23 protein-coding genes and 1 other RNA gene are annotated in these 26,557 nt (G+C 59.1%); 12 read left to right on the forward strand and 12 right to left on the reverse strand.

Translation table 11 applies throughout. The features are described from left to right. Positions 1 to 24 precede the first annotated feature (24 nt). The 7 genes from G6L97_RS08185 to G6L97_RS08215 form a co-directional block, all read right to left on the reverse strand. Complete coding sequence (locus tag G6L97_RS08185; RefSeq protein ID WP_174002828.1) at positions 25 to 774, reverse strand: SDR family oxidoreductase; 750 nt, start codon at positions 772 to 774, stop codon at positions 25 to 27. Between the two features lie 89 nt (positions 775 to 863). Further along, entirely contained in the window at positions 864 to 2,408 is a 1,545-nt protein-coding gene (locus G6L97_RS08190; protein ID WP_003513113.1) for a Do family serine endopeptidase, read from the reverse strand. 261 nt (positions 2,409 to 2,669) lie between these two features. Next, positions 2,670 to 3,593, reverse strand: a complete 924-nt coding sequence (gene hflC / locus G6L97_RS08195) for a protease modulator HflC (protein ID WP_003513118.1) — start codon at positions 3,591 to 3,593, stop codon at positions 2,670 to 2,672. A gap of 1 nt (position 3,594) precedes the next feature. After that, positions 3,595 to 4,716, reverse strand: a complete 1,122-nt coding sequence (gene hflK, locus G6L97_RS08200) for an FtsH protease activity modulator HflK (RefSeq protein ID WP_003513120.1) — start codon at positions 4,714 to 4,716, stop codon at positions 3,595 to 3,597. A 143-nt stretch (positions 4,717 to 4,859) separates the two neighbouring features. Further along, positions 4,860 to 5,387: a dihydrofolate reductase gene (locus G6L97_RS08205; RefSeq protein ID WP_019565314.1), complete on the reverse strand. Its 528-nt coding sequence runs from the start codon at positions 5,385 to 5,387 to the stop codon at positions 4,860 to 4,862. After that, complete coding sequence (locus tag G6L97_RS08210; protein WP_019565313.1) at positions 5,384 to 6,178, reverse strand: thymidylate synthase; 795 nt, start codon at positions 6,176 to 6,178, stop codon at positions 5,384 to 5,386. The genes G6L97_RS08205 and G6L97_RS08210 overlap by 4 nt, the downstream gene beginning before the upstream one ends. A gap of 93 nt (positions 6,179 to 6,271) precedes the next feature. After that, entirely contained in the window at positions 6,272 to 6,580 is a 309-nt protein-coding gene (locus tag G6L97_RS08215; RefSeq protein ID WP_003513125.1) for a DUF2853 family protein, read from the reverse strand. Positions 6,581 to 6,721: 141 nt separating this feature from the next. Here G6L97_RS08215 and ssrA point away from each other — a divergent pair. The 5 genes from ssrA to G6L97_RS08240 all read left to right on the forward strand — a co-directional run bounded on the left by ssrA (position 6,722) and on the right by G6L97_RS08240 (position 8,976). Then, positions 6,722 to 7,094, forward strand: a transfer-messenger RNA (tmRNA) gene (gene ssrA / locus G6L97_RS08220). Positions 7,095 to 7,323: 229 nt separating this feature from the next. Next, complete coding sequence (locus G6L97_RS08225; protein WP_003513127.1) at positions 7,324 to 7,836, forward strand: SspB family protein; 513 nt, start codon at positions 7,324 to 7,326, stop codon at positions 7,834 to 7,836. Between the two features lie 44 nt (positions 7,837 to 7,880). Next, a complete protein-coding gene (locus G6L97_RS08230) occupies positions 7,881 to 8,084 on the forward strand; it encodes a DUF4169 family protein (protein ID WP_019565312.1) in 204 nt (67 codons plus the stop codon). A 116-nt stretch (positions 8,085 to 8,200) separates the two neighbouring features. Beyond that, positions 8,201 to 8,410 (forward strand): ribbon-helix-helix domain-containing protein, encoded by a 210-nt coding sequence (locus G6L97_RS08235; protein ID WP_013636481.1) that lies wholly within the window; start codon positions 8,201 to 8,203, stop codon positions 8,408 to 8,410. Positions 8,411 to 8,646: 236 nt separating this feature from the next. Beyond that, positions 8,647 to 8,976, forward strand: a complete 330-nt coding sequence (locus tag G6L97_RS08240; RefSeq protein WP_019565311.1) for a hypothetical protein — start codon at positions 8,647 to 8,649, stop codon at positions 8,974 to 8,976. Between the two features lie 119 nt (positions 8,977 to 9,095). Here the strand turns inward: G6L97_RS08240 and G6L97_RS08245 are convergent, their stop codons facing one another. The 4 genes from G6L97_RS08245 to G6L97_RS08260 form a co-directional block, all read right to left on the reverse strand. Next, positions 9,096 to 12,806 (reverse strand): AsmA family protein, encoded by a 3,711-nt coding sequence (locus tag G6L97_RS08245; protein WP_111788412.1) that lies wholly within the window; start codon positions 12,804 to 12,806, stop codon positions 9,096 to 9,098. Positions 12,807 to 12,897: 91 nt separating this feature from the next. Then, a complete protein-coding gene (locus tag G6L97_RS08250) occupies positions 12,898 to 14,310 on the reverse strand; it encodes an FAD-binding oxidoreductase (protein ID WP_111783546.1) in 1,413 nt (470 codons plus the stop codon). Between the two features lie 130 nt (positions 14,311 to 14,440). Further along, positions 14,441 to 17,590 (reverse strand): efflux RND transporter permease subunit, encoded by a 3,150-nt coding sequence (locus tag G6L97_RS08255; RefSeq protein ID WP_174002830.1) that lies wholly within the window; start codon positions 17,588 to 17,590, stop codon positions 14,441 to 14,443. Beyond that, positions 17,587 to 18,753, reverse strand: coding sequence for an efflux RND transporter periplasmic adaptor subunit (locus G6L97_RS08260; protein WP_065659206.1), 1,167 nt, complete (start codon positions 18,751 to 18,753; stop codon positions 17,587 to 17,589). Before G6L97_RS08260 ends, G6L97_RS08255 begins: the two co-directional genes overlap by 4 nt. A gap of 225 nt (positions 18,754 to 18,978) precedes the next feature. Between G6L97_RS08260 and G6L97_RS08265 the strand changes: the two genes are divergently transcribed. The 3 genes from G6L97_RS08265 to G6L97_RS08275 all read left to right on the forward strand — a co-directional run bounded on the left by G6L97_RS08265 (position 18,979) and on the right by G6L97_RS08275 (position 22,881). Then, on the forward strand, positions 18,979 to 19,389 hold the full coding sequence (locus G6L97_RS08265) for a carboxymuconolactone decarboxylase family protein (protein WP_065659205.1): 411 nt from the start codon (positions 18,979 to 18,981) through the stop codon (positions 19,387 to 19,389). A 101-nt stretch (positions 19,390 to 19,490) separates the two neighbouring features. Next, positions 19,491 to 21,965 (forward strand): ATP-dependent helicase, encoded by a 2,475-nt coding sequence (locus G6L97_RS08270; RefSeq protein WP_174002832.1) that lies wholly within the window; start codon positions 19,491 to 19,493, stop codon positions 21,963 to 21,965. Between the two features lie 103 nt (positions 21,966 to 22,068). Beyond that, positions 22,069 to 22,881, forward strand: coding sequence for a glycosyltransferase family 25 protein (locus tag G6L97_RS08275; RefSeq protein WP_080798177.1), 813 nt, complete (start codon positions 22,069 to 22,071; stop codon positions 22,879 to 22,881). A 163-nt stretch (positions 22,882 to 23,044) separates the two neighbouring features. On the opposite strand, the gene betI is transcribed toward G6L97_RS08275, so the two are convergent. Further along, positions 23,045 to 23,641 carry a choline-binding transcriptional repressor BetI gene (gene betI, locus G6L97_RS08280; protein ID WP_111783548.1) on the reverse strand — a complete coding sequence of 199 codons (597 nt, stop codon included), beginning with the start codon at positions 23,639 to 23,641 and terminating at the stop codon, positions 23,045 to 23,047. Between the two features lie 101 nt (positions 23,642 to 23,742). Here betI and G6L97_RS08285 point away from each other — a divergent pair, with 101 nt between their 5' ends. The 4 genes from G6L97_RS08285 to G6L97_RS08300 all read left to right on the forward strand — a co-directional run bounded on the left by G6L97_RS08285 (position 23,743) and on the right by G6L97_RS08300 (position 26,523). Next, complete coding sequence (locus G6L97_RS08285) at positions 23,743 to 24,681, forward strand: choline ABC transporter substrate-binding protein (protein ID WP_162686694.1); 939 nt, start codon at positions 23,743 to 23,745, stop codon at positions 24,679 to 24,681. Continuing rightward, positions 24,678 to 25,508 (forward strand): alpha/beta fold hydrolase, encoded by an 831-nt coding sequence (locus tag G6L97_RS08290; RefSeq protein ID WP_111783549.1) that lies wholly within the window; start codon positions 24,678 to 24,680, stop codon positions 25,506 to 25,508. Before G6L97_RS08285 ends, G6L97_RS08290 begins: the two co-directional genes overlap by 4 nt. Positions 25,509 to 25,618: 110 nt before the next feature. Next, positions 25,619 to 26,101, forward strand: a complete 483-nt coding sequence (locus G6L97_RS08295) for a DMT family transporter (protein WP_174002834.1) — start codon at positions 25,619 to 25,621, stop codon at positions 26,099 to 26,101. Then, entirely contained in the window at positions 26,098 to 26,523 is a 426-nt protein-coding gene (locus tag G6L97_RS08300) for a DMT family transporter (protein ID WP_003513163.1), read from the forward strand. The genes G6L97_RS08295 and G6L97_RS08300 overlap by 4 nt, the downstream gene beginning before the upstream one ends. Positions 26,524 to 26,557: the final 34 nt, after the last annotated feature.

The following is a 26,557-nucleotide window of genomic DNA, read 5'->3' on the forward strand; positions in this document are numbered from 1 at the left end:
CGCCCTCGTCCGCCAGTTCGGCAATTACTTCACCGCCGCATTTCCGCCGTCGGCAAACAGGGCCGATCCGGCAACAAAGCTCGACATGGGGCTGGAGAGAAAAAGGGCGGCCTGCGCCAGTTCCTCCGGTTCCGCAATGCGCTTCATCGCATGCAGCCCCGCAGCCCACTCCTTCTGGGCCGCATCTCCCGCCATCGGCGTATCGACTCCGCCGGGAAGCAGTGCATTGGCGCGAATTCCCTTGAAGGCGTAGTCGGCAGTAATGCCCTTCACCAGCCCCATCAGCGCCGCCTTGGCGGTGCCATAGGCTGCCATGCCGGGTATGCCGGCGCTGGTGCCGACGAAGCTGGAGATGAAGACGACCGAACCTCCTCCCCGCTTCAACATCGCAGGGATCTGGCTGCGCACGCCGAGAAATGCGGAAGTGAGGTTGGCGGTGATCACGTGATCCCATTCCTCTACCGAAATCTCCGCAAGCGGTTTTGTTGCCCCAACGGCACCGGCATTGTTGACGGCGATATCGAGACCGCCAAAGACGGTCGTGGCCGCATCCGTCAGACGGGCATGGGTTTCCGCAACTGTGACGTCACCCGCCACGGGGTGAACACGACCGCCGGCCTGGCGAATGGCGGAAGCCACGTCCTCGAGTGCTTCGGCACCACGCGCGTTGATAATGACGGCCGCGCCCTGTTCGGCAAACAGCCTTGCCGTCGCCCGGCCGATGCCGGATGACGCGCCAGTGATGATCGCAACCTTGTTTTCCAATAATTTCATATCCTTGGCCTCCTTTGCCGGAGACCGAGGAATAGAGAGCAAGCCAAACCACAGCCACCCGATTCCTGCCGAACCGGGCGAAAGAAGCTTTACTCCAGCGGCAGCGCCACGACGCGTAGATTGCCCTGTGCATCGGCAACCATCATATGCGCATTCTTGCGACCCTCGGATTTCAGGCCGTTGACACGCACAAGCACGTCGCCCGGAACCTCCATGAAGTCCTGTCCGACCTCGACGATGACATCACCCGCCTTCATGCCCTTCTGTTCGGCCGGCGAACCCTGATCGACGCTGGCGACAAGCACGCCTTCGACGCTTTCGGCAATGCCCTTCTCCGTCCGCAACTCGTTGCTCAGCACTACGAGGTTCATGCCGAGCACGCGCTGCGGCGCTTCGCGCACCTCCGGCGTCTGGTCCTGCGCCTGATCGTCGGAACCGCCCTTGTCATCAGGCACGACCATGCCGCCGTCACCGTCCTCGGCCTGCGGATCGTCGGTTGCGGCCTTTTCATCAGGCGCATCCTGCAACTGGCCAAGCTTTACCTTGACGGTCTCTTCCTTTCCGTCACGGAAGACCACGACATCGACTTCCTTGCCGACCGGGCTTTCCGCCACGATCCTCAAGAGGTCACGCATCTCGTGAATATCCTTGCCGTCGAATTTCAGCACGATATCGCCGGCCTGGATCGGGCCGTTTTCCACCGGGCCACCCTTGGCCACGCCGGAAATCAAGGCACCCTTTGCCGCTTCCATGCCAAGGCTTGCGGCCACGTCGTCGGTAACCGGCTGGACGCGCACGCCGAGCCAGCCACGGCGGGTTTCGCCGAATTGGATGAGCTGCTCGACGATATTCTGGGCGAGTTCCGTCGGAACCGCGAAACCGATGCCAATCGAACCGCCGCTCGGCGAAATGATCGCCGTATTGATGCCGATCACCTCACCCTTCATGTTAAAGAGCGGACCGCCGGAATTGCCCTTGTTGATTGCAGCATCCGTCTGGATGAAGTTGTCATAGGGACCGGCATTGATGTTACGCCCGCGCGCGGAAACGACGCCGACAGTCAACGATCCACCGAGGCCGAAGGGATTGCCAACGGCCATGACCCAGTCACCGATGCGCATGCTGCGCGAATCGCCGAACTTGACTGCCTTCAGCGGAGCCTTCGGCTCAACCTTCAAAACGGAAAGATCGGTCTTGGTATCAGTGCCGACCAGCGTTGCCTTCAGCTTCGAACCATTCGGGAAAATCACCTCGATGGCGTCTGCGCCCTCAATGACGTGATTGTTGGTGACGATGTAGCCAGCCGGATCGATAACGAAGCCGGATCCCAGCGAACTGACCTTGTCGCCGCCTTCCGGTTTCTGGTTGTCGAAATAATCCTTGAAGAACTCCTGGAAAGGCGAACCTTCCGGCAGTTTCGGCGGCACAGGCCCTTTGCCCTCGGTCTTGACGTTCTGCGACGTCGAAATATTCACCACCGCATCAAGAAGCGGTGCGGCAAGATCGGCGACCGATGCCGGCCCATGGCTCTGCGCCCATGCCGCAACCGGTGCCGAAAGGCTACCCGCCACAAGTGCGAAGCCCGCGACTGCGGCAATGCTGCTGCGAAAAGGCGAAAGAAGGGTCACGGCCATAAGCGTCCTCGCGTTTCAAATCGTCATTCCCTGCATATATCGTCAAAGCATAAGGCGGAATGATGAAGTGTAAAAATACCTTTTCGTGAACAGCACCGGCTGCCTTGCTCACTGCCTACAGCATCGGCGCGAAAACGGATATCCCTTTCCGGGCGCGAGACAACAGGATTTTGCCCCTTTCCGCTTTGCTGCCACCCAGCCATTCACTCAAAAAGAAAGGGCCGGTTAAAACCGGCCCCTCCAAAATCATTCGATCCGTTATCAATTTGCCGGCGGTGCGGCAGGTGCGGCCGGAGCCGTGGATGGAGCACCGTTGATGTCGTTGAAATAACGGAAGAAGGTCGAGTCGGGAGACAGGACCAGCGTAGTGCCGGTTCCAGACAGCGCGCTGGAATAGGCCGCCATGGAACGATAGAACTCGAAGAAGCTCGGGTCGCGCTGGAAAGCTTCGCCGAAGACCCGGTTACGCTCCGCATCGCCTTCACCGCGCAGGACTTCGGACTGACGCTGGGCGTCGGATTCGAATTCCACGACCTGACGGTCGGCAATAGCGCGACGACGCTGTGCCGCCTCGTTACCGCGGGCGCGGATCAGCTCGGCTTCGGCCAGACGTTCCGACTTCATACGCTCGAAGGTCTGCTGCGAGACTTCCTGCGTGAGATCGGTGCGGCGGATACGGACATCCACGATGCTGACGCCAAGCGATTCCGCATCGGGACGCAGATCGTCACGTACTTCCTGCATCATCGATGCGCGCGCATCCGAAAGCGCCGATTCGAAGCCGCGAAGACCGTAGACCCGGCGCAACGACGCGTCGAGACGAGTGCGTAGACGCGATTCCGCCGACATCTGGTCACCGGAGACCGTCTGCCGGAAGCGGCGGGCATCCGTGATGCGATAGACCACAAAGGCATCAACCTCGTAGAACTTGCCACCGGAAACCTGAACACGGATGTTGTCGTGATCGAAGCGCAGCGCCCGGTTCTCGATATATTGCACCCGATCGGCATCCATGAAGGCGAAGGGCAGCTTGAAATAGAGGCCCGGCGCCGTTTTCACGTCCTGGATCTGACCGAAGCGCACAACGATGGCCTGCTGGCGCTCGGTGACGACGAAGATCGACGAATAGGCCAGGAAAAGCACGGCGGCGAGACCGACGAGAACGGCCGTAAGACGGTTGCTCATATCAGTTGCCTCCCTGCTGTGCCGCGCCCGGATTGCCGCGCATGATCTCGTTCAGAGGCAGATAAGGCACCACACCCTGTTTTTCGTCGATGATGACCTTGTTGGACCCCTTCAGGACCTGTTCCATCGTTTCCAGGAACATGCGCTGGCGGGTCACGTCAGGTGCCGTGCGATATTGATCGTAGATGGAAATGAAGCGCTGTGCCTCACCCTCTGCCTCGTTGACGACACGAGATTTGTAGGCGTTTGCCTCTTCGATGATCTGTGCTGCCTGACCACGTGCGGCACCCAGCTTCTGGTTGGCGTACTGGTTGGCTTCCTGCACGAAGCGGTCCTCGTCCTGCTCGGCACGCTGCACTTCGTCGAAGGCGTCGGCCACTTCGCGCGGCGGCGCCGCGTCTTCGATGGCGACAGCATTGATGGAGATGCCGGCCCCGTATCCGTCCATGGTGGACTGGATGATGGTGCGCACATCCGCCGCGATCGCCTGACGGTTGTCACGGAAAATGTCCTGTGCGGGACGACGGCCGACGATTTCGCGCATCGCGCTTTCGGAAACCTGCTGCAAGGTCTCAGCCGGGCTGTCGACGTTGAAGAGGTAGGATTTCGGATCGGAAACCGTATAGAGCACCGAGAACTGCACGTTGACGATATTCTGGTCACCGGTCAGCATCACGCCGTTCGCGGAGGAAGACGAAGCGCGCGAACCGATATTCTGCTGCTGTTCGGTCACCTTGACGATTTCAACCGTCTCGATCGGCCACAGATGGAAATGCAGGCCGGGCATCGAAATCTCATCCTTCGGACGCCCGAAACGCAGCTCCACGCCGCGCTCGTCCGGCTGGACGGTGTAGATGGACTGAATGCCGAGGAAAACCAGAACGACGAGAGCGACGATCGCAATCGCGCCGCCATTGAACCCGCCCGGCAGGACATTCTTGAAGCGGTCCTGGCTGCGCCGGATGATCTCTTCCAGATCGGGCGGGCCGCCATTGCCGCCGCCACCGCCGCGAGGCCGGTTAGGTCCCTGCCCCCATGGGCCGCCTCCGCCGCCCTGGTTGTTTCCGCCACCACCGCCGCCGCCCCAAGGGCCGCCGCCGCCATTCTGATTGCTCCAGGGCATCAATACCTCTTTATAAAAGCCTCTCCCGATCCCGTTCGAAAGCGATTGCTCGCGTGCGGCGGGAATATGGACCCGTTATAAGAAGGAGAAGCGTGCGTTTCAACGCAGAGGTGGTAACTAAATACCCAATCAGGGTAAATAGTTCACTTTGACGCGGCTCTGCGCAAATAAGTGGTGAACAGAACCGGATAATTGTCCTTTTCCCCGGCGGGAACGGCATTTTCCTCGATTTTTTCAAAGACGGCGGGATCGATTTCCGGAAAAAAAGTGTCGCCATCAAGCTTTACGGCCACATGGGTGACGGAAAGTTGATCGGCAAACGGCATGGCCTGACGGTAGATTTCCCCGCCACCGGCCACGAAAACCTCGTCCACACCCAGTTCTGCAGCCTTGCTTTTGCCAAGCGCGAGGGCATCTTCAAGCGACGACACGACATCCACGCCATCGGGCCTGTAATCGGCATTTCGGCTGACGATGATGTGCGGCCGGCCCGGCAAGGGACGCTCGCCCACCGAGAGAAATGTCTTCCTGCCCATGATGAGCGGTTTGCCCATCGTCATCGCCTTGAAGCGCTTGAGGTCAGTGGAAAGCTTCCAAGGCATATCGAGGTCGCGGCCGATAACGCCGTTTTCCGACACCGCGACGATGATGGTGATGCGCGGCTCGCTCATACCGCGATCGGTGCCTTGATGGTTGAATCCGCTTCGTAGTTCTCAAGCGTAAAGTCTTCGAACTTAAAGGAGAAGAGATCTCGCACATCCGGGTTGAGGCGCATCGTCGGCAGGGACTTGGGGGTCCGCGTCATCTGCAATTTCGCCTGCTCGAAATGGTTGGCGTAGATATGCGCGTCACCAAGCGTATGGACGAAATCGCCGGGCTTCAGCCCCGTGACCTGCGCCACCATCAGCGTCAGAAGTGCGTAGGAAGCAATATTGAAAGGCACGCCGAGAAAAATATCGGCCGAGCGCTGGTAAAGCTGGCAGGACAGCTTTCCATCCGAAACATAGAACTGGAACAGGCAATGGCAGGGCGGCAGCGCCATCTCGTCCACCAGCGCCGGGTTCCAGGCCGAAACAATGTGGCGGCGGGAATTGGGATTGGTTTTCAGGGCCTCGATCAAAAGCGCGATCTGGTCGATGTGGCGGCCGTCGGGCGCCGGCCAGGAACGCCACTGTGCTCCGTAAACCGGACCCAGATCACCATTTTCATCGGCCCATTCGTCCCATATGGAAACGCCGTTTTCCTTGAGATAGGCGATATTGGTATCGCCCTTCAGGAACCACAGGAGTTCATGGATGATCGAGCGCAGATGCAGCTTCTTGGTGGTGAGAACCGGAAAACCTTCCGCAAGATCGAAGCGCATCTGGTAACCGAAGACCGAACGCGTACCCGTGCCGGTGCGATCTCCGCGGTCGGAGCCGGTGTCCATCACATGCCGGAGAAGATCGAGATATTGTTTCATGTGTTCTGCCGCCGATTCCCTGATACCAAGGGAATATAATAACACAGGGCGACAGAACCAATCACCAGCGGGTCGCTTATCCCCGCGAAAAAATCAGAGCGACTGGAGTTTGCCCAGTTCCTTGGCCACCAGATAATAAAAGGTCACACGCGACTTGGAGCGGTCTGCGGCCATGGCCTTGGCGGTTGCATCGATCGCCTTGTCGGCGCTGTCATCGGTCACGCCAAGCTTCTTGCCGCACCAGTTCGCCTTCACACGCGCAAGCTCTTCCGGATCGGAAGCGGACACCAGCGATGAATCCCGGTTGCGCAGGGCAATGCCGAGATGTTTGACGATCTTGCCGACAATCGCTTCGTCGGCCGCTGCGTCGTATTTCTTCACATCTGCGAGATAGTCAGTCATGTCCACTCCTTCGTGTGTCCCCGGCCCGGTGTTGCTTGTGGTGACCGGTTGTAGGGAGAATGTGTCAGCAATCCCTCGTCGTCAAGAATTGTCTAAATTGTGGGCGGCAAACACGAAATCTTTTCATGGAATTGTCATCGGCCCCTTTTCTCCGCCAAGGGAAACGCCTATATGAACCTTGCCGGGGCAACCCGGCTATGGCGATAAACGGTCGGTGTAATAAACCTATTGGACCCGGGGGCGGTACCCGGCGCCTCCACCAAAAACCGGCGGCTTTTGAAGATGAAGGCCGGCTTTTGATGGGGGCGAAATAGGATCGACAAGGGCGTAAAGATCGAACTTTTGCTCGGCATGATACCGCCGTTATCGGGTCACAAGTGTAGTTGCAAATGACAACAACGCTAAGGAATACGCTCTCGCTGCCTAATGGCGGTGCGGGAATTCCGCTCTAAAGTCCTCACGGTTAGCCCCGTGAGGCGGGGTTCGGAGGTACCTGGCAACAGAAACCTCCACCTTCTCCATTTTGCCTGAATTGGTTATATGATAGCTGACTTGCACACAGCATCGGCTTTTCCGTTGCTGCCGTTCAGGACATTGCGTATACTTGGGTAATGCGTAGCCGCCAGGATCGAAATTGATCCCGGCTTGCGGATTACGCAAAGATTCAAAGTGTTACAGCGTCCTTGGCGCACTTGGTGCGCAGCGCTTTAAAAGACGTTCGAATAAGGGAAAGACAGGACCGCATGGGGCAGGATCATATCCGTTACGACATTCTCGCACAGGATGCCCTTCGCGGCGTTATTCGCAAAGTTTTGGGTGAAGTGGCCGCAACCGGCCGCCTGCCCGGCGACCACCATTTCTTCATAACATTTCTGACCGGCGCGCCCGGTGTGCGGATTTCGCAGCACCTCAAGTCCAAATATGCCGAGCAGATGACCATCGTCATCCAGCATCAGTTCTGGGACCTGAAAGTGACGGAGATCGGCTTTGAAATCGGCCTGTCCTTCTCGGATACGCCGGAAAAGCTGGTTGTTCCCTATAACGCCATCAGAGGTTTCTACGATCCTTCCGTCAATTTCGAGCTTGAGTTCGATGTACCCCTGGCAGACGAGGAAGAACTGGAAGAGGCCGAAATCACCGCCTATCCCGTTTCCCATGAAGCAAAGCCGGCTACAACGTCCGAGACGCCCAAGTCCGGCGAGGAAAAGAAGGAAGGCTCTGTCGTTTCTCTGGATGCCTTCCGCAAGAAGCAATAACGGCGTTTTGCCCGATCGCGCGAAGCTCAAGGAGACATATCCGCATGGCCGCCGATATCGTCAATCTGCGTCAGTTCCGGAAGCAGAAAGCCCGTAGCGAAAAAGAAAAACAGGCGGATCAGAACCGCCTGTATTTCGGTCGCAACAAAGCGGAAAAAAACCTCACATCGGCCCTTAACGAAAAAGCCGCAAAGGCGCTCGATCAGGGGCGGCTTGAAAAGGACGATGACAGGACCGACAGGGATTGAAGAGCCGGCCTGCCCGGGCAAGCTTTCGGAAGACCGGAAAAAACACCGCTAAACAGAGGCTTGCAGGCACGACATGATTCAGATTCCCAACCGGACCAGCCGGAGAGATTGATCTGATGATCCGCAAGCACTCCACGACATTGCACGGCCACCGCACCAGCATTTCACTCGAGGATGCCTTCTGGGACGAGCTTAAAATCATCGCCGAAAAGCGCAAGATCAGTTTCGCCGCCCTGCTTGCGGAAATAGACGACAACCGGCCAGCCGACAGCAATCTGTCCTCATCCCTTCGGGTCCATGTACTGAATTGGCTGAAGAGCAAGTGAGCTTGCTGCAAGGTGGCATCGAAAGATGACACTGCAGCGGCGCGCATATGCGCCGGCTCATATCCAGCCATTCTCCGACTACAAACATTCTTGCCGAAAACTCATAATGTCGTGAAAGCATTCATTAAACATTAGCGCGCTAATTTGTACTGCAAGGCGCTTCAGTACTGCGTAGCCTTGCTTCCAGATTTGTATTTCAAGCTTTTCCTTTTCATCCGCACGCCACGAGGCGACCCATGGTTTCCGCCGTTTCGGGAACGAGCATCGCTGTTTCCGTCCTCTCCTCTTCATCCACCTCGTCTTCAAGCGTTGCCGAACTGAAATCGCAGATTGCCGAAAAGCAGTCAGAACTCGCCCAGACCTCCGAAGCGAAAGCACAGGAAGAACTGAAGAGTACTATTGCATCGCTGCAAGCGCAGCTCGAGGCACTCGAAAACAGCTCCGACAAATCGGCTTCCTCAAGCAACAGCGCGGACAAGCCCAGCCTGTCGGGGGAAAGCAGCAGGATCGGCACCAAGAATTTTGATGCCGACACGCCCTTCGGCGAGCGTGAAGCCTGGATTTAACAGGCTAACGGATAATTTTCGCAAAGTGGTCGAGGCGGCAGCTGCCCGGACCGCGTCAAAATTCGCCCTGAGACACGGTCTCTAACCTCTCTCCAAAATGCGCCGTCGTCGCAGCAAACTTATGGATTGGCCGGAGCGTTTTCGGGCGCCAGTTGCCTGATCGCATCTTCCGTTGGAGGCACCGTCAGGGCCGGCGTTGATTGCCGCTCGGGAACAGGTTGCTGCTGCTGCTGCTGCTGTTGCTGCAACCGCTCCTGCTGTTCCTTTTCCTGCCGCAGACGCTCCTCTGCCGCCGCCTTAAGGCGCGCCTCCTCTTCGGCCTTGGCCTTGGCTTCCGCCTCCACCCGTTCCTTTTCAGCCTGACGTTCAGCCGCCTGAGAACGATAAAGCGCCGTTTCACGACGCAGGCGCTGCTTTTCAAGAACGCTGGCCTGCATGGCCTCGACGCGACGGCGTTCCTTTTCGAAAGCCCGGAGTGACAGATAATTGCCGAGCGCCGAAACATCGGTCGTCAAAGCCGGTGCGGCGAGCGGACCGTTATAGTTGAGACGCAGCGACGGTTCGGCGCCAGCAACCACTTCGGTGCCGGGATTGAAGATAAGATCGAGATCGCCATTAACGGTCGATGCTGCAATATCGACCGTCGCATCTCCGGTAAGCGTCACTGGATCGATCCCGGCGCGCAAATTCTGGAAGTGCAGCGCGCCGCCATTCAGGGTGAATGGCAGGGCTACGTTGCCGAGCGGTATTTCGCCCTGCCACAGGCTCTGATCCACCAGCGGCCGAACCTTTGGCGCGTCGATCGGCTGCTGCAAGCCTTCCGCCGCCTGCAGGATCGGCGGAAAGGCGCCGGGATTAAGCCCTTTGAGCACAAGCCCGCTCGCACGCACTTCCCCCGAGCCACCTGCCGATTTCAAAATTTCACCAACGCTTTTGCCCGTCGATTCGGCGGTCAGATCGATCGCCACCCGGCCCGTCGCGACCGGGCCGTTGGCATTCGCCCACAATATCGACTCGGGATTGGCGTCGTTCACCGCGATCTTGGTGCGGAAAATGCCCGCTCCCTCGCCTGTGGACATGGCAATCCGCCCGGTCAGCTTTCCGCCCATGAAGGTGCCGGCGATATCATCAAGCGCGAGATTGCCATCATCATGCGTGATCTTGGTCGACAGACCCGTAACCGTGCCGAAGGGACCGGCCTCGAAACTTTCCGCTTTCAGCGACAGCGAGGCCTTGAGTTGCGGGAAAGCCGGCATGGCCAGCGGCTTGGCGTTGAGCGTGCCCGTCTCCGGGTCGATCACCGGTCCGTAGATCGCATCTCCGAGCCAAGCAAGATCGACGGTCCGAAGGGCAAGATCACCGGTGACGGAATGGGGGGCCGCGCGCTGGAACGCCAGACTGCCCGAGAAAGGGTTGCCGCCCGCCTGCCCGCCGAGGGCGGAAAACGCAATCTTCTGCGCATCCACCGCCATTTTTCCGTTCGCCTTCAGCGCCATGCCACCACCAAGCTGGGGCAGGCCAACGGCGTTCATGATGAGATAGGGCTCTATATCAGCGCTTTCGAGCGCCAGATCCGCACTACCCTCGCCGAAATTGGCGGCGGCAACGGCAAAGGATCCGATCATCGAGAAATGCGTGCGCTCCGTCGAGAAACGGATATCGGTCTGGACGGGAGAACCGAGCGTGCCGTTGAGCTTGACGGAAAGCAGCCCTTCCCCGTCGGCATCGAACGGCAGGGGATCAAGCCCTGCCTGCCCGAACAGGATCGCCGTCGACTGGTTTTTCAAAACCCCTTCCAGCGACATCGCCGTATCATCGGTGATGGACAGGAAATCCGGCATCTTGGCCACGGCCGAAAGACGGCTGCCGTTGACTGTGCCGGAAACGGCGACATTGGCGCCGCCATTTTCGCTGTTGACCGAAACATCCATGGCAAGGTCGGAATTGGCGTACCACGGAGAACTCGCCGCCAGACGGCTGAGGAACGGATGACCAGGCAATTTCTGCTGCAGCATGGCGAAGAACGGCTGCATGTCGGTCGCATGCAGGTTCACCGTGCCCTTGCCCGCATATTTCAGCAACGACCCCTGCAACTGCCCTTTCGCCTTGACTTCGGCACCGGCGATATCACCAGCCGTCATCTTTTCAAGCGAGAGAACGCCGCCCGCCATGGTAAAGGCGGTTTCCACATGATTTGCAGTCACACCGGCCATGTTGAAACGGTCGGCCTTGAACTTGGCGTCGATGCGATGGTCGAGAACAGAACTTCCGACCTGATCGCCGAGCGCCAGGCTGCCAAGCGCCTTCAGGGCGTCGAGATCGATCTCGTTACCGGCAAGATCGATCGAAAGATTGGAGGCCTTGCCGTCAGAGCGCCGTTCCAGCTTCCCCTTCAGAGAGGCGTCGCCAATGGCAAGCTCGAGATTGTCGAAACGCTGGTTCAGCGTCGTCAGCGAGACGTCGGCGGAAAAACCGGCTGCATTGAGCTGGCGGATCGCCGGATCGACAGAACCGGAAAGCCAGTTTGCCAGCCCGGATGGCTGGTTGGAGGCAACGAGCAGATTGCCGTTGAAAGCGGGACCATCCAGCAGCGTCAGGGAACCTTTGGCTTCCAGCTGCGTCCTGCCTGGCAGCGTTGCCACGGCGTTAACCACCTGCCAGCCGCTGCCATCAGGGCGCACGTCCAGCCGGATGTCACGAATTGTCGTGTCGTCGGAAACCAGCGCCGGTAGGCTGATGCTGGCCTTGCCCGGGACCGGCGGAACCGGAATGCGGGCGACCATGGCGGCAAAAGCCTCGATACGCTGGCGCACGGAGGCGGTGGGCTGGCGCGAGGTCTTGCCGGTCTGCACGACGGGCGGTGCGAAACGATTGACGTCAATCTGCTGGCCATCCGCCGTCAGCAGGAATTCAGGCTTGGCCCCGGTATCCAGCGTTGCCTCGCCGGTCACGACGTAAGGATTTTCGTTGCCGCCGAGCTCCATGCGGTAGCTCGGTATGCGCACGCTTTCATTCGTCAGTTCGAAGCTGCCGCGGGTGCGCGGCGACGAGAACAGCGATTGCCCGCCCTGCTGCTTCTGTTTTTGGTCTTCACGGAAACTGAAGGCGAAGGAACCGCTATAGGCGGGCTTTCCCGCAGTCGCGGCAATCGCACCGTCCAGATCGACCTCGACCGGATGTTCATCCGGCACCACGCGAATCCGCAGGCCCATGCGCCCATTGGTATAATCCGGCTCACTGCTCGACAGCGAGAACGAGCCTGGATGCCCGTCAACGGCAGCGCGCCCTTCCGCCTTCCATGGTCCGGCCAGCGAATTGGCGGACATGTCGGCGTTAAGACCCGTCACAACACGGTTGCGGCCGGATTGCTCATCGATGAATTCGATCTGCCCGCCTTCGATCTGCACACTTTCCAGAACCACGGTGCGGGCTGGAATTTCCGCCCGGCTGCCGCGCATCCAGTCCAGAGTGCCGTCCTTCAAAAGCCGGATCTTGGCCTTGGGTTCCTCGATGCGCATGTCGAAGATACGCGCTTCACCGGAAAGGAAAGGCGCCAGCTCGGCATCCATGGAAAAACGCGCCACCTGAATGAGCGGCGATCCGTCCGCATCCGTTCCGGCGCGCACGTCATGCAGCGTCACCGAAGGGAAAGGGAGAAGCCGGGCTTCGACGCGACCGTGCACCACGACCTTCTTGCCCAGAATGCGGCTTGCCTGATCTTCGAAATCGCGGCGGAAATCCGTCCAGTCAACGAAATAGGGAATGAGCAGCGCTGAAAACAGCACCACGGCCAGCAGTCCGCCCAGAAAAACCAGAATACGCCCGAGCACTGAACTGCTTCTCCCTTCGCGAACGCTGCAAACCTATTCTTATTTGCCTTAACGGCAAGCAGCCTTTTGTACCAATCAATTGTGAGAATGATCAGACAAGACGGAACAGTTTGCCTGGATTGAAGATGTTATTGGGGTCGAGCGACGTTTTGATGGCGCGCATCACATCCAGCGCATTTCCCGCCTCTTCGGCCAGAAAACTCATCTTGCCCTGGCCGATGCCGTGTTCTCCGGTGCAGGTGCCGTCCATGGCGATGGCCCGGCGATTGAGACGCGCAACGAAAGCTTCGGTTTTGGCGACACTTTCGGCATCCTTGCCATCGAAGAGGATAAGCACATGGAAATTGCCGTCGCCGGCATGACCGACGATCGGCGCCAGAAAGCCGTTTTCCTTGATATCCCGCTGCGTTTCCACCACGCAGTCCGCCAGCCGCGAAATCGGCACGCAGACATCGGTGGACAAACCGTCGAGATGCGGCGCAAGCGCCCGCGAGGCCCAATAAGCGTCATGCCGGGCCTTCCACAGCTTGTTGCGCTCGGCCGCATCGCTGGTCCAGCGGAAATCGACGCTGCCGCATTCCGCCGCGATCTCTGCAAATTGCTGCGATTGCAGGGCCGCCGTCTCTTCGGTGCCGTGGAACTCCACGAACAGCGTCGGTTTTTCCGCGTAGTTCAGGCCGGAATAGGCATTGCAGGCCCGCACCTGCACTTCATCAAGCAGTTCGATGCGCGCAACCGGAACACCCATCTGGATCGTCATGATAACGGCGTCACAGGCCGCCTGAATACTGTCGAAGGTGCAGACGCCACCAGCGATCTTTTCCGGGATGCCCTGCAACCGCAGCGTAACCGAGGTCAGAACCCCAAGCGTGCCCTCGGCGCCGACGAAAAGCCGCGTCAGATCGTAACCGGCCGACGACTTGCGGGCACGGCGAGCAGTGCGGATTTCCTCACCATTGGCAACAACGGCGGTAACGGCCAGCACATTGTCCTTCATCGTGCCGTAACGCACGGCATTGGTGCCCGACGCCCGCGTCGAGGCCATGCCGCCGATAGAGGCATTAGCACCCGGATCGATCGGAAAGAACAGGCCGGTATCACGCAGATAGACGTTAAGGTCCTCGCGCGTCACACCCGGCTCCACCGTCACGTCAAGATCTTCGGCGTTTACCTCAATGATGCGATTCATCCGGCTGAAATCGATGCATATTCCGCCATCAGGCGCATTGACCTGCCCTTCCAGTGAAGAGCCAGTACCGAAAGGAATGACCGGCACCTTATAGAGCGCGCAGGCTTTCACCACGGCCTTCACGTCATCGGCGCTCTCGGCAAAGACGACACCATCAGGCGCCTGCAAGGTCAGATAGGTGGTGGTATGGCCATGCTGCTCGCGAAACGCCTGCCCAGTCTGGAGCTTGTCACCCAGCTGCTGCTTCAGCGCTGCAAGCACCGACGCGATGCCTTCCTCGTTGCGTTTTCCCGCGACTACATCTTTCAGCGCCATCGTCCATCTCCACCGCAAGATACCGCCGTAACGGACTCGATCCGTTACGAAATTCCGTTGGGTGGTATGGGATAAGGTTAAGGCTTTGTCCAGCATCGCGATTGCGCGGGACACATTTGGCGAGGACCGTTTATTCCGCCGCAAGCAGCTGCTTGTCCTCCTCAAGCGCCTTCCGACGCGCGGCAAGTTCCAGTTCGCGGTGGAGGCGGATTTCCTCATCGGCTTGCGGTTTGGCGAAACGGGCAATCAGCAGGTAGGAAACCGGGGTGATGTAAAGCGTCACCAGCGTCGCAAAACCCAGACCGCCAACGATAACCCAGCCCAGCGCGATGCGTGCTTCCGCCCCTGCTCCCTGCGCCAGCACCAGCGGCACCCGGCCCAAAATGGTCGCGATCATTGTCATCATCACCGGGCGCAGGCGGATGCTGGTGGCTTTTTCGATGGCTTCGCGCACGGTGGCGCCCTGGTCACGCAGATGGTTGGCGAATTCCACGATGAGAATGCCGTTCTTCGCCATCACGCCCACCAGAAGCACAAGCCCGATCTGGCTATAAACGTTGAGGCTCGATCCGGTGACGAGCAGCGCGATGACGGCGCAGGCAAGACCGAGCGGCACCGTCGACATGATGATGATCGAACTCAGGACACTTTCGAACTGCGCGGCCAGGACAAGGAAGATGATGGCGATGGCGAAACCGAAGGTCAGCAGCATGCCGCTCGAATTCTCCTCAAGCGTCGCCGCCTCGCCGAGCGGCAGAAGGCGGGCGCCGGGCGGCAGGAGGGATTGTGAGAGCTCGTTCACCTTTTCCAAAGCCTGACCGAGCGAAACGCCGTCCTTGAGATTGGCGGTAAAGCCGACGGAGGGAAGCTGCTGCTCGCGGTTCAGCTGCGGCGCCACCGCATTTTCCTTCAGGGTGGCAATGACCGACATCGGCACGATCTTGCCGTCACCCGTTTTCAGGAAGACGTTTTCGAGATCGGTCGGGTCGTTGATCGGCCGGGTGGAGGACAGCAGCCGGACCGGGATTGCATCCCCATCCACGAAGACGTCGACAACCGAACGTCCTTCCAGCAGCGATTGCATGGCGCGTGACAGGCCGGTGATATCAATGCCTAAATCGGAGGCGCGCTCCCGGTCGATGGAGACGGATAGCTGCGCCTGGTTGGGCTCGTTGTCCAAACGCGGCGTTTCGAACAGGCCGCTTTCCTCCATGGAAAGCAGTAGTTTCTGCGTAGCAGCTGTCAGTGCCTGATAATTGCTGCCGACCATTGCCATCTGCAGGCCGTTGCCCGCACCACGAATGCGCAGGCTGTTCGGCTGCATGGCGTTGCCGCGCAGCGCCGGCACCTTGTTGGCGGCAGCGGTAACGTCGGCGGCAATCTGGTTCTGCGTGCGGTCGCGATCAGCCCACGGCGCCAGCGTCAGCACCAGAAAACCGGTGTTGGAGGAACCGTTCATACCGGTGATGGAGTAAATATTGCGGATTTCGCCACTGTCGCGCAGCGGCTGGAGATTTTCCTCGATCCGCTGCAACTGGTCGCGCGTATAGTCGAGGCTGACACCCTGCGGCGCCGTCACACGCATCATCACCGAGGCGCGGTCCTCGCGCGGCGTCAGTTCGTTCTGGATCATGCCGAAGGCAATCCAAGACAGGCCCGAAAAGACAAGCGCAACGATGATGACGATGAGCGGGTTGTTGAGGCAGGCGGAAAGCGTCTTCTTGTAGGTGGAGGCAAAGACATTGCCGAACCACGCCAGCGGTCCCGTGGGTTCCTTCAATCCGTCTTTCAGCATCCGCGAAGCGAGCATCGGACAAAGCGTCAGGGCCACGATGGAGGAAAGACCGACAGCGAAGGCGAGAACGAAACCGAATTCACGGAAAAGGCCACCCAGCTGGCCCGGAAGGAAGGAGAGCGGAATGAACACTGCGGCAAGTGTCGCCGTCGTCGCAATCACCGCGAAGAACACTTCCTGCGTGCCGAGAACAGCGGCAGCGCGCGGCCCCATGCCCTCCGCACGGCGGCGCACGATATTTTCCAGCACCACGATCGCATCATCGACCACCAGACCCGTCGCCAGAACGATGGCGAGCAGCGTAAGGATGTTAATCGAGAATCCGACCATGTAGATGGCGATGATCGTGCCGATCAAAGCCACCGGCATGGTGATCGCCGGAATGAGGGTTGCCCGCCAGTCACGCAGGAACAGGTAGAGCACCACAACCACGATCAGCGCGGAAAGACCAAGCGCCAGTTCCACCTCGTGCAACGCGCCTTCGATGAAGACGGCGTCGTCACTGGTCACCACGATGCGCGTACCCTGCGGCAGGTTGGCCGACATGGCCTCGACGGCAGCCTTCACGCCGGTGGAGATATTCAGCGTATTGGACTGCGCCTGCCGGATGACGCCGAGACCCACGCCCTGCACACCATTGGACCGCAGCGAGGTGGATTCGTCATCCGCACCCAGCATCACGGTTGCCACATCGCGCAGGCGGATATTGTCCTTGATCAGAAGGTTGGAAAAATCCTCAGGCTTCGTGAGGCTCGCGGTCGCGCGCACGACGATGTCCTGCGTCGAACTTTTCAGCGATCCCGCCGGCACATCAAGCGCGGCACTGGCCAGCGCGGTCGAAATATCCGTCACCGTCAGACCACGGCTGGCAAGTGCGGCCTGATTGAGATCGACGCGGAAGACTTTTTCCTGATCGCCGTAAAGCTCCACATCCGCCACGCCATCGACGGCGGCAAGGCGGTCGATGACTTCGTCATCCACCAGCTTGGTCAGATCTTCCATGCTGAGCGTGGACGAAGTGACGGCAAGACGCATGATCGGCTGGCTGTCGGAATCCGCCTTGATGATCTGCGGCTCGTCAGCATCATCAGGCAACTGGTTGGTTACGCGGCCAATGGCATCGCGCACATCGTTTGCGGCAACGGCCATATCGACATTGTCGCCGAATTCCATCGTTACGCGGCTGGTGCCGAATTGCGAATTGGAGGAGATGGTTTTGACGCCGCTGACGCGCGCAACAGCTCCCTCGATGGTCTGCGTCACTTCCTGATCGATGGTTTCGGGCGCCGCACCTTCATAAGTCGTCCTGACGCTGATGGACGGCCGGTCCACATCAGGCAACTCGCGCACCTCAACGCCAACCAGCGCGGCAAGGCCGGCAACCACAAGCAACGTATTGAGAACCGCTGCCAGAATGGGCCGGCGAACGAACAGTGCGGTGAAGGCGAGCTTGGAATCCTGACCCGAAGGCGACTGAGTCGTCATTGGCTGGCAACCTCCTCGGGCTTCGGCTGGCTTGCGACACGGACGGCACCACCCTCCCGCACCCGCTGCAATCCTTCGGTCACGACCTGATCGCCTTCCGCCAGTTCCGCTTTCACGAGAACGGCATCGGGGTTACGCTGCACGATCTGCACCCGCACCTTGGCCGATTTATTGTCGGTCACGCGCCAGACATAGGAACCTTCGGCATCCCACTGCACGGCCAGCGGATCGACGGATGCATAGGTCTCTCCGGCAAAACGCATGGTAACACCGAAGGACATACCGGCCCGAAGCTCATCCTTGTCGTTAGCAAACCGTGCCCGGATGCGGATGGTACGGCTTGCGGCGTCGACACGGTTGTCGACGGCCTCGACCTCACCTTTGAACGTCTCGCCGGGGCGTGAAATCGAGGTGGCCTCCACAGGCATTCCGACGGTAATTGCAGTTACGAACCGTTCCGGCGCCCAGAAATTGACCAGAATTTGAGAACGGTCATCAATGCCGACGATCGTAGATTGCGTGGTGACATTGTCGCCGATATTGGCGGCCACGATCCCGACAACACCCTCAATCGGTGCGACGATGTCGCGGCGCCTGAGGTTCAGCTCGGCGGTGCTCAGTGCAAGCTTGGCGGCTTCCTCGGCAATCTGCGCATCCAGCACATCAAGGCGGGATACGGATTTCAGGTTACTGTAGGAACTCGATTTTTCGACGGCGCTGCGTAGCGCAACCTGCGCCTTGTCCCGCTCGATCACCTGCTCCTCGTCATCGAGCCGCGCGAGCACCTGCCCCTTTACGACGCGGGCGCCGGATGAAATGCGGATTTCCGAAAGCGTGCCTGATGTCTGCGGCATGACGACGACCGACTGGATGGCCTCGCCACTGCCGATGGCGTTCAGCCTGTCATTGACCGTGCCCTGCTTGACCGGGGCCATCGCCACCAGGGTCGCATTGCCATCGCGGCGTGCGGCGCCGGCATTTTGGCCGGATGACGAACCAGGTGTTCTGGCACCGGATGCGGCAACCTCGACCGCGCCAACAGGTGTTTTGCCGATGCCGATACCCGCGAGCAGATTCCGCGCTTCGGGTGAATAAAACCCCCAAAGACAGAGTCCTGCTCCCGCCACAGCAAGACAGACACCCACCTGTTTCCACACCCGCATACAATTCTCCGATTATCCGCACAGCATAAACCCGCCCCGAAAAGAGCTTTTCGGAACGGTAGAAGTATTCCCGCATGCCTTAACGAAGGCAACGCACAAATCCGTTCCTTACATAATTGTAATTTGTGATGAATTATCGTCGAAAGCGCACTGACGGCCATTTCTGTCGCAAACATTCGCCAATCCGGTAATCTGCAGCTGAAATAGCCATGACCGGAGGAATGCATGAGCACCGTAACGAAAGCCGAAAATCCTGAAGCCAACCCGCGCGTCAAGGCTGTGTTCGACGATATCCGCACAACGCGGAAATCGGATTTCATCAACAATATGTGGCTCTACCTCGCCTTCGACCCCGATCTTCTGGAAAAGACCTGGGCCGAGGTCAAGGCGGTGATGGCCACACCTTCAGCGCTCGATCCGCTGGTGAAAGAAATGCTTTATATCGCCGTTTCCGTCACCAATGGCTGCTCCTACTGCGCCCACTCCCATACCGCGGCTGCAAAAGCCAAGGGCATGACGGGCGAACAGCATGCCGATCTCATGCGGGTCATCGCCCTTGCCGCCAAGACCAACCAACTGGCCGTGGCGCTGCAATTGCCGGTGGACGCGGCTTTTGATGCCGACAGGCGGGCCTGAGACGAAAAAACGTCTTGGAATAGGCGTTTTGACGGATGATACCGGAATAAAAGCAGAACACGGTTCTAGCCTTTATATCCCGAATCACTACATTGGGCCGCATGAGCAACAGTTTTGACGATATGCCGTTCTTCGACGAAGAACCTGAGGCGCCGCGCAAGGCGACGAACAATGCCGATGCAGGCAACGCCGGCGGGCTTGGCATTGCCGCGCGCGCCATGGCGGCACGCGATCAGGCCCGGCCCACGCCCGACTATCTTTCCGGCCTCAACCCGGAGCAGCGCGAGGCCGTGGAGACACTGGACGGCGCGGTTCTGGTGCTTGCAGGCGCTGGCACCGGCAAGACCCGCGTTCTCACCACCCGCATCGCCCATATTCTGGCGACCGGACGCGCCTATCCCAGCCAGATTCTGGCCGTGACCTTCACCAACAAGGCCGCCCGCGAGATGAAGGAACGTATTGGCGTTCTGGTCGGCGGCGCGGTTGAGGGCATGCCCTGGCTCGGCACCTTCCACTCCATCGGTGTCAAGCTCTTGCGTCGCCATGCCGAACTCATCGGCCTGAAGTCTGATTTCACCATTCTCGACACCGACGATGTGGTGCGGCTGATCAAACAGCTTATCCAGGCCGAAGGTCTTGATGACAAGCGCTGGCCGGCCAAACAATTCGCCGGCATGATTGACGGCTGGAAGAACAAGGGACTGACACCGCCGGATATTCCCGAGGGCGATTCCCGTGCCTTTGCCAATGGCAAGGGCCGCGAACTTTACACGGCCTATCAGAACCGACTGAAAACGCTGAACGCCTGCGATTTCGGCGATCTTCTGCTGCACCCCATCAGCATCTTCCGCCGCAATCCCGATATTCTGAAGGAGTACCACCAGAAATTCCGCTACATTCTGGTGGACGAGTATCAGGACACCAATACGGCGCAATATATGTGGCTCAGGCTTCTTGCCCAGCGCCCCAAAGGCGAGCCGCAAAACGTCTGCTGCGTCGGCGACGATGACCAGTCGATCTATGGCTGGCGCGGCGCCGAAGTGGACAACATCCTGCGCTTCGACAAGGATTTTCCCGGTGCCAAGGTCATCAAGCTGGAGCGTAACTACCGCTCCACCGAGCATATTCTAGGCACCGCCGGCCATCTGATCGCCCATAATGAAGGGCGTCTCGGCAAGACCCTGTTCACCGAGCGCAGCAGCCCCGACGATGAGAAGGTCGTGGTGCATGCGGCCTGGGATTCCGAAGAGGAAGCCCGCGCCGTCGGTGAAGAAATCGAGCAACTTCAGCGCAAGAACCACAAGCTGAACGACATGGCCATTCTCGTTCGCGCCTCCTTCCAGATGCGCGAGTTCGAAGACCGTTTCGTCACGCTTGGCCTCAATTACCGCGTCATCGGCGGTCCGCGCTTCTACGAGCGTCTCGAAATCCGCGATGCCATGGCCTATTTTCGCCTTGTCTGCCAGCCGGCCGACGATCTGGCCTTCGAGCGCATCGTCAACACCCCCAAGCGCGGCTTGGGCGACACGACCATCCGCAATCTGCATGATTACGCCCGCGCCCGCGACATTCCGATGCTGGCGGCAGCGACCGACATCATCGAGACCGACGAGCTGAAACCGAAGGCGCGCAAGGCGCTGTTCGACGTGGTGCAGGATTTCCGCCGCTGGCAGGGGCTTCTGGAAAACACCGAACACACCACGCTTGCCGAGCAGATCCTGGACGAAAGCGGCTATACTGCCATGTGGCAGGCCGACAAGACGGCGGAAGCACCCGGCCGACTGGAAAACCTGAAGGAACTCATCCGCTCGATGGAGGCCTTCGAGAGCCTGCGCGGTTTCCTCGAGCATGTCGCGCTCGTCATGGATGCCGAGCAGAACGAAAATCTCGATGCCGTCTCCATCATGACGCTGCATTCCGCCAAGGGGCTGGAATTCGACACCGTCTTCCTTCCCGGTTGGGAAGAAGGTCTGTTCCCGCACCAGCGGGCGCTGGACGAAGGCGGCCGCTCCGGTCTGGAGGAAGAACGTCGTCTAGCCTACGTCGGCATCACCCGCGCCAAGAAGCTATGCCATATCTGGTTCGTATCGAACCGGCGTATCCATGGTCTGTGGCAATCTACCCTGCCCTCGCGTTTTCTCGATGAACTGCCGCCAGCGCACGTGGATGTCGCGGCATCCGACAGCAATTACGGTGGTTACGGCGGACGCGGCGGTTATGGCCAGTCCCGTTTCGACAAGGCGGAGCCCTTCGCCAACAACTACTCCACCCCCGGCTGGAAACGTGCCCAGGCCAACAAGTCCGACGCGACCCGCGATAACTGGGGCACACGCTCCGGCCATGCGGTCGAGCGGATTGGTTATGGCGAAAGCGGGCCCCGCGCCCGCACGATCGACGGCGAACTGGTGGCCAAATCGGTTGCCGGCACACCGTCGAAATTCGTGGTCGGAGACCGCGTTTTCCATATCAAATTCGGCAATGGCAACATCTCCGCCATCGAGGGTAACAAATTGACCATCGATTTTGACCGCGCCGGACAAAAGCGTGTGCTGGATGGATTTGTGGAAAAGGTTTGATTCGGCAACTATGAGTGCATGAACGCAGCTTTTTCCGTAGCCCGCGTCACGCCGTTGCAATAAAGGAGTTGCAACAGGGTGCAGAAACCGGGCGAGGACTGCTTTGCATATTTTACCGAAAAGCGGGCGCAAGCTTGCCGTTTTCCTGATCAATATGGACAGCGCCACCAAGCGCCTCGAGGACATGAACGCACGCCTCGACGCCATCGGGCTGAAGGCAGAGCGGGTCCCGGGCGTCAATGGCCGTGAGCTGAATTATCCTATCCCGGAATTCAGCGAGCTTTCCTACATGCTCATGCATGGCCGCCGCACCTCGCCGCCGGAAATCGGCTGCTATCTCAGCCATGTCGCCTGTGCCAACAGGTTCATGGGCAGCGATGCCGATATCGCGCTCATTCTTGAAGACGATGTCGTCTTCGAAAAGGATTTCCTGGAAGCAATCGACGAGGCGATAGTGAATGGAAGCGACTGGGATCTGCTTCGGCTGACCACGGTTAGCAACGGTCGCAAGTTTCCGTTCCGCAAGCTCGTTGGCGGGCGCTCACTCGCAATTGCGTTGACGCGGGAAAAGGGTTCGGGCGCATATCTCGTCAACCGCCGCGCCGGCAAATGGATCTCGAAGCTGATCCCCATGCGGCTTGCCTACGATATTGCCTTCGACCTGGAATATCTCGCTGGCCTGAAGGCAGCCTTCATTTACCCACTCTGCGCCACGCAGGATGCGGACGGGGAAAGCCAGATCCAGAACAATCTGCGGATATACCGTCTGCCCCGCTGGCGCTACTTCACCGTGCTGCCCTACCGCACTTTTCTGGAAACCAGCCGTTTCCTCATGCGCAGCCTCCGGTTTGCCGTTGCCAAGCTGACCGTTGCGCTGGAGCGCGGCAAGGGCAAGACCGTTCCCACCGGCAATTGACTGCGCTGGCCTACACTTCGCCGGGCGTGAACCCAACCAGGTAGACCGCGGCGATCACAGCTGCGAGAGTGAAAATCGAAATGACGAAAATCGTCATCCGGTTCAAGGGTTTGCGCGTCGTTTTCTTCATGGTGGAATAATGCGAAGCGCGCGTACTGGTTCCCTACGGATTGTCAGCTTTTGCGTGCGGTAACCTGTGAGACAGGTAATCCCGCATCTGCTCCATTGCCTCCTCGCGCGTCAGACCGCCGGACTGCAATCCTGAGCGCAACCAGAGGCCGTCGATAAGCGAAGTGATCCCGAGCGCGACAGTTGCGCAGTCTTGCCTCGGCACGAGATGCACCAAAGCCGACAAAAGATTGGAGCGCATCCGCGCATGGATCACCTTCTGGATCCTGGCGAGCTGCGGCTCGCGCGGAACCTCGGCGCAAAGCGACAGCCAGGCGTGGCAGATCGAGGGCTGAAAGAAGCTCTCGTCGAAATTCGCCTCGATAATCGCATCGAGCCGTTCACGCGGACTGACCGCCCGATTGAGGCGCGCCACCACGGCCTCCTTCAGCTTCACATTGGCTTCGCGCATGGCGTGCTCGAACAGTTCCTGCTTGTTGGCGAAATAATGCAGCACGATGCCTTTCGAGGCGCCTGCCTGCGCCGCCACCCTTTCAAGCGTGGCACCCGCCATTCCCTCACGTTGAAGGACTTCGAATGCAGCCCGCCTCAGCTCCGCCCGGCGAATATCGCTTATCTTGGTCAGTCGCATCTTTGTCTCCTTGCGTGAGCAATATTGACAAATTTTCCGTAAAGATCAATTATTGTCCCACCGGTCAATCTAATGACCCAATAGACAAAAAAGGTGGAACAATGAAAAAATGGGCAGGTGTTTTTTCGGCCGCGATGGTTTTGACAACCGTCGGCACTTCCGCGCTCGCATCGGATGCTGAAACTTGCAAGGTTGTGCGACTGGCCGAGCCGGGCTGGAACGATCTCGCTTTCACCACCGGCATCGCCATGTCGCTGTTGAAGTCACTGGGATATGAGCCGCAAAGCCAGCTTCTCGGGATCGACGTCATCTACACGAGCCTGAAGAGCAAGGATCTCGACGTCTTTCTGGGCTATTGGAACCCGGCAATGGTGAACTACTACAAGCCTTACAAGGAAGACGGATCGGTCGAAAAAGTCCGAACCAATCTTGTAGGCGCCAAATACACTTTCGCGGTTCCGACCTATGTTTGGGATGCCGGCGTCAGGGATTTCTCCGACCTGCAAAAATTCGCGGACAAGTTCGACAGCAAGCTCTACGGCATCGAACCGGGCTCCAACCAGTTGATGCTGGATGCCGTCAACGATCCGGCACTGGGACTGCACAATTGGGAAGTGGTCGAGTCCAGCGAACAGGGCATGCTTTCGCAGGTAACCCGTTTCGCCCGCAACAAGTCCTTCATTGTTTTCCAGGGGTGGGCGCCGCACCCGATGAACAGCAAATTCGACATCAAGTACCTGACGGGCGGCGATAAATTTTACGGGCCCGACTTCGGCGCTGCCACAGTCGATACGCAGGTACGCAAAGGCTACCTACAGGAATGCCCGAATGTGGCGAAGCTGCTCGACAATCTTGCATTCGACGTGGAGTACGAGAACAAGGGCATGGATTATATCATGAACGATGGAATGTCCCCGGAAGACGCGGCAAGGCAGGCGATCAAGGATGAGCCGCAACGACTGGACGCTTGGCTGAAGGGCGTATCGACGTTCGACGGGCAGGATGGTCTCACTGCCGTAAAGGCGGGGATCGGCCTGTGACAGCAATATTGCAGGATGATTGGGAGAAGCGGAAGCAATATGTAGAATTGCCCCGCGGTCGCCAGCTGGCTTTCATCGACACCGGCGGTCCGGGCCCAGTCCTGCTGATGCTGCATGGTTTTTCGGACACCAGCCGCAGCTTCTCCATGCTGGAGCCTTTTTTCAGCGAATACAGGCTCATCGTCCCTGACCTGCCCGGACACGGTGTTTCCTCGGCGGGACAGAGCCTGCATGTCGCTGATTTCGCCGAAACGGTCGATCGGTTTCTAACGCTCCTGGGTATTTCACGGCTGTTTCTGCTCGGCCACTCCATGGGTGCGATGACCACTATCGAACTTGCCGCCCGGCGAGGCGACACGATCCGGGCTCTTGCCCTCATCTCGGCAACGCTTGAGCCGGATTTTGGCGCGGAAAGCCAGTTGACCAGAGATATTCTCGCACTTCGGGACCCGATCGGACCCAATAGCGGCTTTCTGCGCGGCTGGTATTCGTGCAGTCAGCCAGTCGACGATGATTTTCTGTCGAGAATGAAACAGGATGCCGCCAATATGCCGGCTGCCATCTGGCATGGCGTCGTTGAGCGCTTTGCGGATACAAACCTGCATCACAGCGCGTCCAGAATAAAAAAACCGGTACTGTGCCTCGCCGGTTTCGAAGACCCCCTTTTCGGCGCGTCGCATCGTCGAAAATTGGCCGCCGCCTTTCCCGAGGCTCAAACCGTTACGCTCGATGGGCATGGCCACAATCCGCATTGGGAAAACCCGAAGGGCGTATCCACGCTGATCGCCGATTTTTTCGCGGATGTGATGACCGACTGCGCTAAGTAAGAGGGTGGAGTGCGCCGGTTGAACAAGTTTCTGGAAACAACTGACAAATCGATTTCGATTCAGGTGCCGATGTTGTAACGCTTCGCTGAATAATCATATTTTGGCTGGCCATGACAGAAACGACCCATCCCCGCCTGAACCCGTTGCACCTTGCCGCCGCCTTCGCAAGCGGCTGTCTTCTGACATTGATGGTGCATTTCAACGGCCAGCTTGCGCATTACGGTAACGCACTTTTCTCCTCCTGGACTGCACACGGCACCGGCACGGTGGCGGCGCTGATCTATCTCGCGATCATGCGCCCGAAGACGGAGGCGGGTGCGCTGGCCAAACCGAAGGCGCCGCTCTGGGCCTATTGCGGTGGGGTGATTGGTGCGGCCATCGTCATCCTCACCTCCACCGCCGTCAATTCGCCGCTTGCCCTCTCCGGCACCATCGCGCTCGGGTTGGGCGGACAGGTGATCTTCAGCCTTCTGGCCGATTTCTTCGGCCTGTTTGGCCTGCCCAAACGGCGGCCGGATTTGCGTGACATGGCGGCGGTGGCAATGATTCTCTGTGGCAGCGCACTTATTATCCTTGTCGGGAGAACGGCATGATCGTCTGGATAGCCATGGCGTTTACCGGCGGCGTCTTTGTGGCACTAAGCCGTCAGGTCAACGGCCGCCTCAGCCTGTCGAACTCACCGCTGATCGCCTCGTTCTGGAACCATATCGTCGGTTTCGGGGTATTGACCGTCATCGGCCTCATCGTCGGCGGCCTCATTCCGCCAGGCGCGGCCGACGCGCCGTGGCTTGCCTTTATCGGTGGCCCCATCGGTGTTGTCTTCATCGCTTCGGGAAGCTGGCTCATCCCCCGCATCGGCGCGGTCAATACCGCACTTCTCGTCATCAGCGGCCAGATGGTCTCAAGCGTCGTGCTCGACTTTTTCAGCGATCAGCCGCCGAAACTCTGGGCGAGCGCACTCGGCATTCTGCTGATTCTCGCCGGCATGGTGCTGACCCAGCGACGCGGCCGCTAGGGCATTTCTCCGGTAAAAATGTGCAGCGGTTTTA

It is taken from the genome of Agrobacterium tumefaciens (genome assembly GCF_013318015.2).
Classification (GTDB): Bacteria; Pseudomonadota; Alphaproteobacteria; order Rhizobiales; family Rhizobiaceae; genus Agrobacterium; species Agrobacterium tumefaciens.